Source organism: Sulfitobacter alexandrii (assembly GCF_001886735.1).
GTDB lineage: Bacteria > Pseudomonadota > Alphaproteobacteria > Rhodobacterales > Rhodobacteraceae > Sulfitobacter > Sulfitobacter alexandrii.
Genome location: NZ_CP018076.1, coordinates 2,116,924 through 2,131,079, shown reverse-complemented (window position 1 = coordinate 2,131,079; position 14,156 = coordinate 2,116,924). Strand labels below are relative to the sequence as shown.

The 14,156-nt window shown below is 66.5% G+C and carries 14 protein-coding genes; 3 read left to right on the top strand and 11 right to left on the bottom strand.

Annotated elements, in window-relative coordinates; genetic code table 11:
- Positions 1 to 10: 10 nt before the first annotated feature.
- From BOO69_RS10505 to BOO69_RS10475, 7 genes are all read right to left on the bottom strand, one after another.
- Positions 11 to 445 carry a hypothetical protein gene (locus tag BOO69_RS10505; protein WP_071972125.1) on the bottom strand — a complete coding sequence of 145 codons (435 nt, stop codon included), beginning with the start codon at positions 443 to 445 and terminating at the stop codon, positions 11 to 13.
- A gap of 245 nt (positions 446 to 690) precedes the next feature.
- Positions 691 to 1,788 (bottom strand): hypothetical protein, encoded by a 1,098-nt coding sequence (locus BOO69_RS10500; RefSeq protein ID WP_071972124.1) that lies wholly within the window; start codon positions 1,786 to 1,788, stop codon positions 691 to 693.
- Between the two features lie 116 nt (positions 1,789 to 1,904).
- Positions 1,905 to 2,789 (bottom strand): 3-hydroxyisobutyrate dehydrogenase, encoded by an 885-nt coding sequence (gene mmsB / locus BOO69_RS10495; protein WP_071972123.1) that lies wholly within the window; start codon positions 2,787 to 2,789, stop codon positions 1,905 to 1,907.
- An 11-nt stretch (positions 2,790 to 2,800) separates the two neighbouring features.
- The gene (locus BOO69_RS10490; RefSeq protein WP_071972122.1) at positions 2,801 to 3,826 is read right to left on the bottom strand and encodes an enoyl-CoA hydratase/isomerase family protein; all 1,026 of its coding nucleotides are present in this window, start codon (positions 3,824 to 3,826) and stop codon (positions 2,801 to 2,803) included.
- 8 nt (positions 3,827 to 3,834) lie between these two features.
- Positions 3,835 to 4,977 (bottom strand): acyl-CoA dehydrogenase family protein, encoded by a 1,143-nt coding sequence (locus tag BOO69_RS10485; protein ID WP_071972121.1) that lies wholly within the window; start codon positions 4,975 to 4,977, stop codon positions 3,835 to 3,837.
- Between the two features lie 63 nt (positions 4,978 to 5,040).
- Positions 5,041 to 6,198: a tetratricopeptide repeat protein gene (locus BOO69_RS10480; RefSeq protein WP_071972120.1), complete on the bottom strand. Its 1,158-nt coding sequence runs from the start codon at positions 6,196 to 6,198 to the stop codon at positions 5,041 to 5,043.
- Between the two features lie 72 nt (positions 6,199 to 6,270).
- Positions 6,271 to 7,770, bottom strand: coding sequence for a CoA-acylating methylmalonate-semialdehyde dehydrogenase (locus tag BOO69_RS10475; protein WP_071972119.1), 1,500 nt, complete (start codon positions 7,768 to 7,770; stop codon positions 6,271 to 6,273).
- Between the two features lie 134 nt (positions 7,771 to 7,904).
- Here BOO69_RS10475 and BOO69_RS10470 point away from each other — a divergent pair, with 134 nt between their 5' ends.
- From BOO69_RS10470 to coaD, 3 genes are all read left to right on the top strand, one after another.
- On the top strand, positions 7,905 to 8,780 hold the full coding sequence (locus BOO69_RS10470; protein ID WP_071973762.1) for a LysR family transcriptional regulator: 876 nt from the start codon (positions 7,905 to 7,907) through the stop codon (positions 8,778 to 8,780).
- Positions 8,781 to 8,840: 60 nt separating this feature from the next.
- On the top strand, positions 8,841 to 9,275 hold the full coding sequence (locus tag BOO69_RS10465) for a CBS domain-containing protein (RefSeq protein WP_071972118.1): 435 nt from the start codon (positions 8,841 to 8,843) through the stop codon (positions 9,273 to 9,275).
- Positions 9,276 to 9,376: 101 nt separating this feature from the next.
- Positions 9,377 to 9,868, top strand: a complete 492-nt coding sequence (coaD, locus tag BOO69_RS10460; RefSeq protein ID WP_071972117.1) for a pantetheine-phosphate adenylyltransferase — start codon at positions 9,377 to 9,379, stop codon at positions 9,866 to 9,868.
- A 2-nt stretch (positions 9,869 to 9,870) separates the two neighbouring features.
- Here the strand turns inward: coaD and gap are convergent, their stop codons facing one another.
- The 4 genes from gap to trpE all read right to left on the bottom strand — a co-directional run bounded on the left by gap (position 9,871) and on the right by trpE (position 14,154).
- On the bottom strand, positions 9,871 to 10,875 hold the full coding sequence (gene gap, locus BOO69_RS10455; protein WP_071972116.1) for a type I glyceraldehyde-3-phosphate dehydrogenase: 1,005 nt from the start codon (positions 10,873 to 10,875) through the stop codon (positions 9,871 to 9,873).
- Positions 10,876 to 11,043: 168 nt separating this feature from the next.
- Positions 11,044 to 11,544, bottom strand: coding sequence for a hypothetical protein (locus BOO69_RS10450; RefSeq protein ID WP_071972115.1), 501 nt, complete (start codon positions 11,542 to 11,544; stop codon positions 11,044 to 11,046).
- A gap of 55 nt (positions 11,545 to 11,599) precedes the next feature.
- Entirely contained in the window at positions 11,600 to 12,643 is a 1,044-nt protein-coding gene (locus tag BOO69_RS10445; protein ID WP_071972114.1) for a succinylglutamate desuccinylase/aspartoacylase family protein, read from the bottom strand.
- On the bottom strand, positions 12,643 to 14,154 hold the full coding sequence (gene trpE, locus BOO69_RS10440; protein ID WP_071972113.1) for an anthranilate synthase component I: 1,512 nt from the start codon (positions 14,152 to 14,154) through the stop codon (positions 12,643 to 12,645). The genes BOO69_RS10445 and trpE overlap by 1 nt, the downstream gene beginning before the upstream one ends.
- Positions 14,155 to 14,156: the final 2 nt, after the last annotated feature.

The following is a 14,156-nucleotide window of genomic DNA, read 5'->3' as shown; positions in this document are numbered from 1 at the left end:
CTTTGCACGTCTATCTCAGGATCTGGTTCACGAGGCCGATCAGGGCCAGCACCGTATTCGTCTGGGGATCGACCGCATAGACATATCCGTCATTCTGGACATACCGCGGATAGCGTGTCAGCCCGTAGCGCTGCGGCCGGTCGATGATGACGTATCGGACCACGCGATCACCGCGACCATACCTGCGGTACGGGCGGTGATGTTCGCTGCGACCATGGCGCCATCCGAACTGGCGTGCGTCGTGGTGGCCATGTCCGCGCCGCATGTCGCGGTGCTGACGGTAGTGACGTCGGTATCCCTTTCCCCGTCTGTCCTTGATCAGGGTGACGTTCGTGTCGGTCTCGATTCCGGTCGCGGCTGTCCAGGGGGTCGAAGGTGCCGCGAACGCGGGCGACGCCAACGCAAGGGCGCCGGCAAGGCCGACGGCTGTGAGTAAGGCTTTCATCAGGAAACTCCCGTTACGGTTCAGTCTGTTGTTACGGACAACTTCGTTCGGGCGAACGTCCTGGGTCTGCGTCCCTGAGCTTGTCGAACCCGGCAGATGCGGGAGGTTCGACAGGTTGATGATACCACATCAGACCGGGGCCGGGGGCGTGGGTTCGCCAAACCGGCGGTAACCCGCCAATCGCAAGCACCGGTGGAGCATGCGTTTTGGCGGGTTACAGGTAGGATCGTCGGTCGCGCGGGGTCTTAGAGGACAGCACGGGCGATGCGGATCAGTTGCAGCGTTTCGTACTGGCTGTCGCTCAACCGGATCACCTGCCCGTTGAGGACGGCATAGTTGCTGTCGTCTCCCAACGTGGGCAGTCGGTACAGCCGTGTCAGTTCCGCTTGGGTGAGCGCCGCGGTCGGGGCCACGCTGACGCCACTGCCCAGATCGGCGACCTGCGCAAGTTCGTTAATCAGCAGGAGCCCTGTGTAATCCTGCTCGTCCAGCAGCACCGGCATCCCGTCGATCAGCGCATAGCGTTGTCCATTCGGCGCCGGGTCAAGGCCGAACAGCCGCGCGATCTGCGCCGATTGCAGCAACAGGTTCTCGGTCGGGGTCGGCGCGTTGCGCAGGTAGTCATCGCGCTGGCGCAGCCACAACCGATCGTACTCCGCATCATCGTAGCCCAGCCACTGATCCTGCGTCACACCCTGCTTGGCCAGCCCCGGCGGCACGCAGGCGGGTGTCTTCTTGGCCAGTCCCGGCGGGCAGTTGCGATAGGTGATCAGCTCTTCCACGGGGGTGTCCGCGACAACAAGTTGCGGCCCGGCCAGCGCGAGCGCCGCACCCGCGAGAACGGTCAGCATGTCGCGGTCCGACGGGGCGGAGACGCGCAGGATTTCCTCGGCGCGCCGATCCATGTCCGCGCGACCGGGCGGGCGCTTGTCTGCTGAACGGTTAACCGCCTTTTCAGCCTTCTTGGCCTGACCGGGGTTCGTCTTCGCGGCTTGTTTCTTGTCCGCCTTGGCGGCCTGTTTCCTGTCCGACTTGCCGGGTTTGTTTTCCGCGCTCCGGCCATTGCCCTTGGCCTTTTGCTGGCCATTCCCGGAATTGCCCTTGGCTTGCTTCTGCTGACCGCCGCCCTTGCCATTGCCGCCTTTGGCAGCCTTCTTCTGCCCGCCGGCATTGCCCTTGGCCCCGTTGCCCTTGCCTTGGGCCAGCCATACTTGGCCGCCGGCACCGCCTGCTGTCAGCGCCACGGCCGAGGATGCGGGGGCAGGTACGGCCCCGGTCGATGCGGCCATGCCCGCCGTGGCGAGGCCCGTGCCGAGGGCTGCTGCGATCATGAGATGTTTCATCGGTATTTCCTTCCGCTTCGGCGATGCCGCGCCTTTCGCGACATAACCGTCGAAGCGGGAAGGAGGTTCCGGTACGTGTGCCCCCCGGCGAATAACCGCCGCCGGGGGAGGGCGCGTCAGTTCCCGCGGCCGCGTCCGGCGAAACGGGGCAGCATGGCAGAGAAATCCTTGCCCTTGCCGTCCTCTTCCTCGACGAACGCCTTGTAGAGTTCCAGCGCACGGGCGCCCATCGGTGTGTCGGCATCGACCAGTTCGGCGGCCTGCTGGGACAGGCCGAGGTCCTTGACCATCAGTTCGGCGGCGAAACCGGGCTTATAGCCGTTGTCGGCGGGCGATTTCGGCCCGACGCCGGGTGCGGGGCAATAGGCGTTCATCGACCAGGAATAGCCCGACGACGTGCTGACCACGTCGAACATGCGCTGCCGGTCCAGCCCCAGCTTGTCCGCCAGGGCAAAGGCTTCGCAGGTGGCGATCATCGTCGCGCCGAGGATCATGTTGTTGCAGATCTTGGCGGACTGGCCTGCACCCGCGTCGCCGCAATGCACGGCCTTCTGCCCCATGATCTCGAAGAGCGGCGCCGCGGCGGCAAAGGCCGCTTCGGACCCGCCCGCCATGAAGGTCAGCGTGCCGGCTTCGGCCCCGCCGACACCACCGGAAACCGGCGCGTCAACCGCAAGAAGGCCTGCTTTTTCAGCGGCTTCCGACGTGTTCCTCGCGCTTTCCACGTCCACGGTGGAGCAGTCGATGAAAACCGCGCCCTCGCGCATGTGGCCGATGGCTTCGGCGGCGACCTGGCGCAGGATGGACCCGTTGGGCAGCATCGTGATGACGACGTCCGCGCCGGTGACGGCATCGGGTATCGTCTGCGCCTGCTCCACGCCCTCGGCGGTGGTGCCTGCCACGTCGAAACCACGGACCTTGTGCCCGGCCTTTGCAAGGTTCGCCGCCATCGGCGCCCCCATGTTGCCGAGACCGATGAAACCGATGTTGAGCGAGGCCATGATGTATCCTTTCAAAGTTTCAGTGCGTCCGCACCCAGCGGGTGCAGCATGTCGGAGATCGCCGCTGGCGGCACGTCGCCATCGGCATGTTGCCATTGGGGATTGCGGTCCTTGTCGATGATCGCGGCGCGGATCCCTTCGAGGAAATCGCCCCGCTCCATCGCGCGAAAGGTGAACCGGTATTCGAGGTCCAGCGCCGCGGGCATCGTCGGGCCTGCCTCGCGCAGCCTGCGAATGATCTCGATCGTGCAGGCGGCCGAAAGCGGGGAGGCGCGGGAGAGCTTTTTCAGCGCGTCCGCGGCAAAGTCGCTGTCCGCGTTTTCGAGGTTCTCCCGGATCTTGCCCAGATCGCCGCCGGCAAACAGCCGGTCGATCTCCGCGGTCTGCGGGCGGAGCGTGCCGGGGGGCGGCGTTTGCCCGTCGATGACGGAAGGGTGGCCGCCGCTTTCCAGCTTCGCCACCAGCGCGGGCCAGCTTTCTTCCGGCAGGTAGATATCCGCGAAACCGGCGAGGATCGCATCATCCGGCCCCAGCCGGGTGCCGGTGGTGCCCAGGTATTCGCCCAGTCTGCCGGGTGCGCGCGCCAAAATCAGCGTGCCGCCCACGTCCGGCACCAACCCGATACCGCATTCCGGCATCGCGATCTGGCTGCTGTCGCCCACGATGCGGTGCGATCCGTGACAGCCGATGCCGACGCCGCCGCCCATGGTGAAGCCCTGCAGCAGGGACACGATGGGCTTGGGATAGGCGGACATCTTGTTGTTCAGCCGGTATTCGTCCGCCCAGAACCGCCGTCCGTAGGCGAAATCCCCCTTCTTGCCGGTCGCGTAGAGTTCGGCAATGTCCCCGCCGGAGCAGAAGGCCCGGTCGCCCTCCGCGTCGATGACGACCAGCGCCACCGCGTCATTGCCGGCCCAGTCGTCTAGGGCGGCCTCGATCGCGAGGCACATGTCGTAGGTCATGGCGTTCAGCGCCTTGGGGCGGGTCAGCGTGATGCGTCCCGCGCGGCCGGTGATGCGGATGTCGATATCGCTCATGTCTGGCCTCAGCGGTTCTTGAGCATGTCGCGGGCGACGATCAGGCGCATGATCTCGTTCGTGCCTTCGAGGATCTGGTGCACCCGCAGGTCACGCACCAGCTTCTCGATCCCGTAATCGGCAAGATAGCCGTAGCCGCCGTGCAGTTGCAGGCACTGGTCCACCACCTTGCTGCCGGTCTCGGTCACGAATTTCTTGGCCATCGCGCAGAACTTGGTCGCGTCCGGCGCCTTGGTGTCCAGCTTCCACGCCGCCTGCCGCAGGAAGGTGCGCGCCGCCTGAAGCTCGATCTCCATGTCGGCGATGCGGAACTGAAGCCCCTGGAACTGGTCGATGCTCTGGCCGAAGGCCTTGCGTTCGCCCATGTAGTCGAGGGTCTTGTCGAGGGCGATCTGCGCGGCGCCGAGAGAGCAGGCGGCGATATTCAGACGCCCCCCGTCGAGGCCGATCATCGCGTACTTGAAGCCCTTGCCTTCCTCGCCCACGAGGTTTGCCGCCGGCACCTCGCAATTGTCGAACTGGACCTGTGCGGTCGGCTGACTGCGCCATCCCATCTTGTCTTCCAGCCCGCCGAAGCTCAGCCCCCGCGCGCCGTCTTCCACCAGCACGGTGGACACGCCCGCCGCGCCCTCATCCGAGGTGCGAACCATGACCACGTAGGCGTCGGAATAGCCCCCGCCCGAGATGAACGCCTTTGTTCCGTTCAGGCGATAGCCTTCGTTGGTGCGCTCCGCGCGGGTCTTGAGCGCGGCCGCGTCCGAGCCCGAGCCCGGTTCGGTGAGGCAGTAGCTGAGGACGGTGTTCATCGCCACCACGTCGGCCAGCACGCGGTCCTTGAGCGCGTCGCTGCCGAAGGCATCGATCATGCGGGCGCACATGTTGTGGATCGACAGGAACGCCGCGACGGACGGACAGGCCATCGACAGCGCCTCGAACACGAGCGTCGCGTCCAGCCGGCTGAGCCCGGAACCGCCCGACTCCTCGGACACGTAAAGCCCGCCAAAGCCCAGTTCGCCCACCCGTGGCCACAGCTCTTTGGGGATCGTGCCGTCCTTTTCCCAGGTGTGGGCATGGGGCGCGATCTGCGCCTGCCCGAACTCGTAGGCCATGTCGAAGATGGCTGTCTGTTCTTCTGTCGGTGCGAAATCCATCTGCTCTCCCAGTCTCAAGCGGCCGTTGCGGCCTTTTTCGGTATCAGGACGCGCGGCGCCCGGTCAGTCTTCGGGCAGGGCCGCCAGCGCCGCCGCCGCGTCCGGGTGACCCAGCCGAACGGCGGTCTCGAACCAGTGGCGTGCCTGAAAGGTGTCTTGCGGCAGCCCGTCGCCTTCGGCGTACATCCGACCGAGGCGCAGCGCCGCTTCGGCGTCGCCCTCGTTCGCAGCATCCCAGAACCATTGCGCGGCGATGCGCAGGTCCTGCCGGGTGCCTTCGCCCGCGTAATTGGCCCTGGCCAGCAGCAACTGGCATGCACGGCCACCGGCGCCCGCCTGTTGCAGCGCCGTCTGGAAAGCCCGTGCGCGATCCTTCGGCAGACCGGCCCCGTCCCAGAGCGCCTGCGCATAATTGCAGGTGCCGGCCTGATGCTCGGCGGCGGTCGCCTGCGCGAACAGGGTCGCGGCCATGGTCAGGTCCGGGGCAACCCCGCGCCCGTCCCGGTAGGCTTCGCCAAGCCGGTTCTGCGCGTCCGCATCGCCCTGTCGGGCGGCGCGTTCGAACCATTGTGCCGCCGCTGTCGGATCGGCGTCCTCGAGCAGGCCATCGGCATTGAAGATGCCCACCAGCCTTTGCGCAGGTGCGTCCCCCTGTTCCGCCGCCTTGAGTGCCAAGTCGTAGGCGCGCGGCAGGTCGGCGGGAAGGGCGGTGCCCTCGAACAGAAGAAACGCGAGCAGGCGCATGGCCGGCGCGGCGTCTGCCGCGCTGGCCCGCTCCAGCAGGGCGATGGCGCGGGGCACATCGCGTTCGGTCTCGACTCCGTCAAGCAGGTAGAGCGCGAGTGTGGTCATCGCGCCGGTGTCGCCTGCCTCGGCCGCGCGGGCCAGTTCATCGATTTCCGTCTCCTCGACGATCACGTCGCCATCGGCCGTGACCGTCAGCCGTCCGTCCGTCAGGTCGATGCCGATGCGCGCGCCCTGCGGGGCGGGGTAGGCGGTGCCATCCACGTTCACCTCGGTGCCGGTCAGCCGGACGACGCGACCGTCCAGTGTTACTTCGACGCCGCCGTCGATGGTGTTGATCGTCTGCTGCTGCCCCCCCGTCACCGAGAAGGTGACGCCGTTCATCGTCATGGTGGCGCTGTTCTGCGCTGACGGCGCGCCGGCGGTCAGTGCAACGACCGGCAGGGCCAGCAGCAAAGTCCTTGCCAAGTTGCGCATCCGTTCCTCCCTTCGGTGACGCGGCGGCCGGGCCGCGGTGCAGCCCGGCCCGTGTTCAGGCCATGTGCCGGATCATTCCATCACGGGGATGGAGAATTCGCCACCCTCCTTGATCCCGCTCGGCCAGCGCGCGGTCACGGTCTTGGTCCGGGTGTAGAACTTGAACGCATCTGGCCCGTGCTGGTTCAGGTCGCCGAAGACGGATTTCTTCCAGCCGCCGAAGGTGTGATAGGCCAGCGGCACCGGGATCGGCACGTTGATGCCCACCATCCCGATGTTGATCCGGTTGGCGAAGTCACGGGCGGCGTCCCCGTCGCGGGTGAAGATCGCCGTGCCGTTGCCGTATTCGTGGTCCATGGCCAGCCCCAGCGCCTCTTCGTAGGACTGGGCGCGCACGCAAGTCAGCACGGGGCCGAAGATTTCCTGCTTGTAGATGTCCATGTCCTTGGTGGCCCGGTCGAACAGGTGCGCCCCGACGAAATAGCCGTCCTCGTAGCCCTGCAGCTTGAAGTTGCGCCCGTCGACGACCAGTTCCGCGCCTTGATCGATGCCGGTCTGTACAAGGCGTTCTATATTGGCCTTGGCAGCCGCCGTCACGACGGGGCCGTAATCGACGTCATTGCCGGCGGTATAGGGCCCGATCTTGAGGTTCTCGATGCGTGGCACCAGCTTCTCGATCAGGCGGTCGGCGGTCTCGTCACCCACCGGGACCGCGACCGAGATCGCCATGCAGCGTTCGCCTGCGGCACCGTAGCCCGCGCCCACCAGCGCATCGGCGGCCTGGTCCATGTCGGCGTCGGGCATGATGATCATGTGGTTCTTGGCGCCGCCGAAGCACTGCACCCGCTTGCCGTTGGCGCAGCCCGTCGCATAGATGTATTCCGCGATCGGCGTCGACCCGACGAAGCCGATCGACTGGATCACGTCGTGGTGCAGGATCGCATCCACCGCTTCCTTGTCACCGTTCACGACCTGCAGGATGCCCTTGGGCAGGCCCGCTTCCTCCAGCAGTTCGGCCAGCATCAGCGGCACGGAGGGGTCGCGCTCGGACGGCTTGAGGATGAAGGCGTTGCCGCAGGCGATGGCCGGGGCGAACATCCACATCGGGATCATGGCGGGGAAGTTGAACGGCGTGATGCCCGCGGTGACGCCCAGCGGCTGGCGCATGGAGTACATGTCGATGCCCGGACCCGCGCTGTCGGTGTATTCACCCTTCAGCAGTTGCGGCGCGCCGATGCAGTATTCCACCACTTCCAGCCCGCGCTGCACGTCGCCCGCGGCGTCGGGCAGGGTCTTGCCGTGCTCGCGGCTCAGCGCCTCGGCCAGCTTGTCCATGTCGCGGTTCAGCAGGTCCACGAACTTCATCAGCACCCGCGCGCGGCGCTGGGGATTGGTCGCGGCCCACGCGGGCTGGGCGGCCTGCGCGTATTCCACCGCCTTGTCCAGTTCTTCGCCGCTGGCCAGCGGCACCTTGGCCTGCACTTCGCCGGTGGCGGGGTTCATCACGTCGGCGAAACGGCCGGACGACCCCTTCACATGGGCACCGTTGAGGTAATGGGTCAATTCTTGCATATCGGATCTCCCTTGGGTTGGCGGCAGATTAGTCTTGCAAAAAGGCAGGGGAAAGGGGCAAGTTTTCAAAATGGTTTTGCGTTTCTGCAAAATGGTAAGGGCAGGGGGCGGCGCATTTGGAAAATTGGGACGACATGCGCCTGTTCCTTGCGGTCGCCCGTGAACGCAGCCTTTCGGGTGCCGGAAAACTGCTGAGACTGGATCCGGCGACGCTGGGTCGCCGGGTCGCGCGGCTGGAAAAAGCGCTGGAGGTCGTTCTTTTCGTCAAGTCGCCCCAAGGCTACGCGCTGACCGAAGCCGGCGCGCAGCTGCTGGAGCGTGCGGCGGCGGTGGAACAGGCGATGCGGCTGGCATCCGCCGGCGTGGCGGGGCCCAGCGACCGGATGAGCGGCCAGATCCGCATCGGCGCACCGGACGGCGCCGCGAACTTTCTGCTGCCGCAGGTCTGCGCGGCGCTGGGGCGGGATCATCCCGACGTCGACATCCAGATCGTCGCCCTGCCGCGGGTGTTCAACCTTTCGCGGCGCGAGGCGGACATGGCGATCGGCGTCTCCGCGCCCTCGGCCGGGCGGCTGATCGTGCAGAAGGTCAGCGACTATCATTTGCACCTCGCGGCCTCCGCCGATTACCTGGCGGCACACGGAACGCCACGGTCCGTGGCCGATCTCAGGGCGTCGCGCATCGTCGGCTACATCCCCGACATGATCTTCGACCGTGAGCTCGACTACCTCGCGGACCTCGGGCTGTCGCGGGTGGCACTTGCCTCCAACTCCGTCTCGGTGCAGTTGCAGATGGTGGCGCGCGGCGGGGGGATCGGCGTCGTGCATGATTTCGTACTGCCGTTCGCACCCGGCGTGCAGCGCATCCTGACCCGCGAAGTCAGCCTCAAACGGTCCTTTTACCTGATCCGGCACGCCGACGACCAGTCCAACCGCAGGTTGAGCCGCTTTGCCGATCTGTTCGGCGCGGCGATCCGCGCGGAACTGGCCCGGCTCGAGGCAAAAGCTTGACAGGTCAGCGCTTTGTCGCAACGCTGACCCTAGGGAAATGCATCTTTAGGGAGGATGGCCATGCTCGTGTCGCAAATTCTCAAGTCGAAGTCGGATGATGCGGTGGTGACCTGCCCGCCGTCGATGCTGATTTCCGAGGCGGCGAAGATGTTGTCGGAGAAACGGATCGGCACGCTGGTGATCTCCGACGACGGCAAGACCCCCAGAGGCATCCTGTCGGAACGCGACATCGTGCGGGAACTGGGCCGCCAGGGGGCTGGATGCATGGACATGACGGTGGACAAGCTGATGACCACCAAGCTCGTCACCTGCAGCAGGGACGAACGCGCCGACGCGATCTTGCAGAAGATGACGGACGGCCGTTTTCGCCACATGCCGGTCATCGAGGACGGCGCGCTGGTCGGGCTGATCTCGCTCGGTGACGTGGTCAAGGCGCGGCTGACCGAACTTTCGATGGAGAAGAACGCGCTCGAAGGCATGATCATGGGTCACTGACGCGGCGTACCGCCCCGCGACGACCGGGCGCTTTAGCGCTTGCGCCTCTCGCGCGCACATGATTGCTTGCGCGCGAGAAAAGACCAGACACAGGACAGTCCATGCGCATCGGCCTTTATCCCGGCACCTTCGACCCGATCACACTCGGGCACATCGACATCATCCGCCGGGCCTCGAGGCTGGTGGACAAGCTCGTGATCGGGGTGGCGATCAACCGCGACAAGGGGCCGTTGTTCGACCTCGATGAACGGGTCGCGATGATCGAGGACGAATGTGCCCAGCTGACCCGCGAGACCGGGGTCGAGGTCGTCGTTCATCCGTTCGAGAACCTGCTGATCAACTGCGCCCGCGACGTCGGCGCGCAGATCATCGTGCGCGGCCTGCGCGCCGTTGCCGACTTTGAATACGAATACCAGATGGTCGGCATGAACCGCCAGCTTGACGATAGCATCGAGACGGTCTTCCTGATGGCCGAGGCGACGCACCAGGCGATCGCCAGCAAACTGGTCAAGGAGATTGCCCGCCTCGAGGGCGACGTGAGCAAGTTCGTCACGCCCAGTGTCAACGCCAAGCTCTTGGAACGGTTCGGCTGACCCTACATGCGGCTGGCGATCACGCCCGCCGTGTCCAGCATCCTGTTGGAGAACGCCCATTCATTGTCGTACCAGGCCAGCACCCGCAACAGGGTGCCGTCCTGAACGCGCGTCTGGTCGGTGGCAAAGACCGCCGAATGCGGGTTGCCGCGAAAATCGCTCGACACCAGTTTGCGGTCGGTCACCCCGACGACGCCTTTCAGCGGCCCCTGCGCCGCGGCCGCGCGAAACGCGTCGTTCACGGCCTCCACGGTGGCGGGCCGGTCAACGGTCACCACCAGATCGCAGCATGAAACGTCCGGCGTGGGCACCCGGATGGCGTGGCTGGTGATACGTCCGGCAAGATGGGGCAGCACCAGGTCCAGCGTGCGCGAGGCGCTGGTGGAGGTCGGCACCATCGACAAGGCCCCGGCGCGGGCGCGGTAGAGATCTTCGTGCGCGGCATCCGTCAGGCTTTGCGAGTTGGTATAGCAATGGACCGTCGTCATCATCCCGCGTGCGATCCCGAAAGCGCGGTGCAGAATATCCACCATCGGCACAAGGCAATTGGTGGTGCACGACCCGTTCGAGACGATCCTGTCCGTCGCCGTGAGGCTGTCGTGGTTGATCCCGTAGACCACCGTCCGGGCCTCGCCCTTGGCCGGGCCCGAAATAAGCACCCGCCCCGCGCCGTTCCGCAGATGCGCCTCGGCGTGGACCGGATCCGTCATGTGGCCGGTACATTCCAGCGCGATGTCCACGTCCTGCCAGTTCAGCCGCTCGGGCCGCGGCTCGGCCGTGACGCGGATCGGGCCACGGCCCACGTCCATCGTGCCCGTCCCCAGTGTCACCGTGCCGGGGTAGGTGCCATGGACCGAGTCGAACTCGAAGAGATGCGCCGCCGTCTCCAACGGCGCGAGATCGTTGATTGCCACGACTTCGAAGTCGCCGGGCGCGCGCGACATGAGCGCCCGCAGCACCGAGCGGCCGATGCGCCCGAACCCGTTGATCCCCAGCCTGATGGTCATTGCGATACCTTTTGATCAAATCGAGACTGCGCCTTGATCGCGCCGCGCCGGGGCCAAGTCAACCAGGCGGGGGGAGGAATCAAGTACCGATACAATCCGCCGATGGGGCGGGCGCGGCGGCGGGTTCGGCAAACTGCCGGCCCGGAAGGGTCGCGAAAGCGGGCGCCCCTAGCTGGTGCAGGGCGCGATGGGGATCACCGCGACCGCCTGGTCGGAAAAGGCCATCTCCAGCGTCGTTTCCCCCAGCACGAGGGTGACCACCGCACCCGCGATTTCGCTGCCGGTGATCGTTTCGGGCCGACCGGTGCCGCTGTCGTCCACGTCGACGGTGAAACTGACGACCCCCTCGGGCGGCAGCCCGGCCAGGTTCAGCGTCAGCACCGTGTCACCGTCCGCAAGCTCCGGCACGCCCAGCAAGGCACCGCGCCCCTCGATGACGTCGAAGGGCTGATGCACATCCACACCGGCGCCGCCCGGGGTGGTGTCGAACAGCAGTCCGGCGGGCGCGGCGCCGATATCCAGCGTCAGTGTCGCCTCGGCCAGGGGGCAGGTGCCGTCGTTGGTCAGCACGAAGCGGTCCTTGGGCGCCCCTTCGACAAAGCGCAGGCTGAGGTCGGCCTGCGCGGCGCCGGCCCAGAGCAACAAGAGGCAGGTTGCGGTACGGATCATCCGAAAGCTCCTTTACGGTCGGCGCCACAGGTAGCGCGACATCGCGAGGGTGCAATCAGATGATTTCGTCCTCGTCGAACAGGGGGTCGCTTTCGAGCTGCGTGGCAAGGTCGCCCACCGTGGCCTCTGCCGCCTTGGGGCCGAGTTTGGCCAGATGAAACACCGCGTCTCCCTCGTTCACCACGGGCAGGATCGCGCGGCCGATCAGGATGCCGGGTTCGGGCGCCACCAGATCGGTCTCGACCGCGCCGAAGGGATCGGAGACGGTGGCCAGCACATCGCCGGCCTCGACGGTCTCGCCCTCGGCGCGGAATGTCCGCAGCAGGCCGCCAGCCGGGGCCCGGAGCCAGTACGAGGACGTGCAGAGATAGGGGGCGACCCGCGCGGGCGCGATGCCCTTGGCGGGCAGCATGTCCTGTCCGCGCATCACCCTGAGGATGCCCGCAACCCCGGCGCGGACGGCCATTTCGTCGAACCGCAGCCCTTCGCCCGCCTCGTAGAGCAGGATCGGGACGCCGTGCTTGCCCGCGACCGCGCGCAGGGAGCCGTCGCGCAGTCCGGATGTCAGCACGACCGGCGCGCCGAAATCCAGCGCCATCTTCTGCGTGACCTTGTCGGAGGGCGAGACCCGCACCTGAGGCAGGTTGGTGCGGTGGATCGCGGCGGAGTGCAGGTCGATCCCGAAATCGCAGCGCAACACGACGTCCTGAAGAAAGATGTGCGCCAGTCGCGCCCCCAGCGAACCCGAAGGATGGCCGGGAAAGCAGCGGTTGAGGTCGCGCCGGTCGGGCAGGTAGCGGGACCGGCTGAGAAACCCGAAGGAATTCACGACCGGAATTACCAGAAGCGTGCCGCGCAGGGATTTGAGTTGTGGCGCCCGGAGCAGGCGGCGCAGGATCTCCACGCCGATCACCTCGTCCCCGTGTACGGCGGCGCTGACGAACATCGTGGGGCCGGGGCGCTTGCCGTGATGGACCTCGATCGACAGGTGCACCGGCGTGTGGTCGGGCAGGGTGGAGACGGGCAGGTCCACCCCGAGGCTGCTGCCCGGCGCGACGGTCTGCCCGGCGATCTCGAAAGGCGCGCGGGGGGCGCTCATTACCGGTTGCCCGTGCCGCCGAACCGCGCGGCATCGGCGGCCGCCCGGCGGATGGCGTTGGATTTGTGCACGGTTTCCATGTACTCCGCCTCCGGATCGCTGTCGTAGACCACGCCGCCGCCGGCCTGGATGTAAAGCGTTTCGTCCTTGATGACGGCTGTCCTCAGCGCGATGCACATGTCCATGTCGCCGCCGGCGCTGAAATAGCCGACACCGCCCCCGTAGAGCCCGCGCTTCTCGGGTTCGAGCTCGTCGATGATCTCCATCGCGCGGACCTTGGGCGCACCGGATACCGTTCCGGCGGGCATTCCGGCAAAGAAGGCATCGAGGGCGTCGCAATCCTCGCGCAGCTCGCCCACCACGTTGGAGACGATGTGCATCACGTGACTGTAGCGTTCGACGACGAATTCCTCGGTCGGCCGGACCGTGCCCACCCGGGCGACGCGGCCCACGTCGTTGCGGCCGAGATCGAGCAGCATCAGGTGCTCCGCCAGCTCCTTTTCATCCAGCAGCAGATCGGCTTCCAGCGCCCGGTCCTCTTCGGGTGTCGCCCCGCGGGGCCGGGTGCCCGCGACGGGCCGGATTGTGATCTGGTTGTCGAACACCCGCACGAGGATTTCCGGGCTCGCGCCGACCACGTGGAAGCCGCCGAAATTGAAGTAGAACATGAAGGGCGACGGGTTGGTGCGGCGCAGGCTGCGGTAGAGCGTGAACGGGGCCTGGGTGAACCCCTGCGCCCAGCGTTGGCTTGGCACGACCTGAAAGATGTCGCCGGCCGCGATGTAGTCGCGCGCCTTTTCCACCGCGGCCTTGTACCCGTCGCGGGTAAAGTTGCTTACCGGCGCCGGTGCCTCGTCCGCGTCGCCCAGATCGCGCGAGGTGGCGGGCATCGCCCGTTCCATGTCCCGCACCGCGTCCATGACCCTTTCGGCGGCCTGCGCATAGGCGGCGCGCGCCGACTGGCCCTCGGACACCCATGCGGGAGAGACCACGGTGACCTCGCCCTTGACGCCGTCCAGAACTGCGATCACCGAAGGGCGCACCATCACCGCATCGGGCAGGCCCAGCGGGTCGGGGTTCACGTCCGGCAGATGCTCGACCAGCCGGATCATGTCGTACCCGAGGTATCCGAACAGTCCCGCCGCTGCCTGTGGCATCCCTTCGGGCAGGTTGATCCGGCTTTCCGCGATGACGTCGCGCAGCACGTCCAGCGGGTTGCCCGGCATGTCCTCGAACGCGTCAGCATCGTAGCGGGCGGCACGGTTGAGCGCCGAGGTCTCGCCCCGGCAGCGCCATATCAGGTCGGGCTTCATGCCGATGATCGAATAGCGCCCGCGCACTTCGCCACCGGTCACCGACTCGAGGACAAAGGCATTCTCTGAGGCGCCGGTGAGTTTCAGCATCAGCGACACGGGCGTGTCGAGATCGGCGGCAAGCCGGGTATAGACGATCTGGTTCTCGCCCGCGCCGTAACCCGTGGCAAATTCTTCGAAGGCCGGGGTGAGTGTCATGC

Coding starts and splice junctions, on each gene's coding strand:
- coaD (WP_071972117.1), top strand. CDS start 9,377: ATGCGCATCGGCCTTTATCCCGGCACCTTCGACCCGATCACACTCGGG.
- trpE (WP_071972113.1), bottom strand. CDS start 14,154: ATGACACTCACCCCGGCCTTCGAAGAATTTGCCACGGGTTACGGCGCG.
- BOO69_RS10490 (WP_071972122.1), bottom strand. CDS start 3,826: ATGAGCGATATCGACATCCGCATCACCGGCCGCGCGGGACGCATCACG.
- BOO69_RS10450 (WP_071972115.1), bottom strand. CDS start 11,544: ATGATCCGTACCGCAACCTGCCTCTTGTTGCTCTGGGCCGGCGCCGCG.
- BOO69_RS10465 (WP_071972118.1), top strand. CDS start 8,841: ATGCTCGTGTCGCAAATTCTCAAGTCGAAGTCGGATGATGCGGTGGTG.
- BOO69_RS10485 (WP_071972121.1), bottom strand. CDS start 4,977: ATGGATTTCGCACCGACAGAAGAACAGACAGCCATCTTCGACATGGCC.
- BOO69_RS10445 (WP_071972114.1), bottom strand. CDS start 12,643: ATGAGCGCCCCCCGCGCGCCTTTCGAGATCGCCGGGCAGACCGTCGCG.
- mmsB (WP_071972123.1), bottom strand. CDS start 2,789: ATGGCCTCGCTCAACATCGGTTTCATCGGTCTCGGCAACATGGGGGCG.
- gap (WP_071972116.1), bottom strand. CDS start 10,875: ATGACCATCAGGCTGGGGATCAACGGGTTCGGGCGCATCGGCCGCTCG.
- BOO69_RS10470 (WP_071973762.1), top strand. CDS start 7,905: ATGCGCCTGTTCCTTGCGGTCGCCCGTGAACGCAGCCTTTCGGGTGCC.
- BOO69_RS10475 (WP_071972119.1), bottom strand. CDS start 7,770: ATGCAAGAATTGACCCATTACCTCAACGGTGCCCATGTGAAGGGGTCG.
- BOO69_RS10505 (WP_071972125.1), bottom strand. CDS start 445: ATGAAAGCCTTACTCACAGCCGTCGGCCTTGCCGGCGCCCTTGCGTTG.
- BOO69_RS10500 (WP_071972124.1), bottom strand. CDS start 1,788: ATGAAACATCTCATGATCGCAGCAGCCCTCGGCACGGGCCTCGCCACG.
- BOO69_RS10480 (WP_071972120.1), bottom strand. CDS start 6,198: ATGCGCAACTTGGCAAGGACTTTGCTGCTGGCCCTGCCGGTCGTTGCA.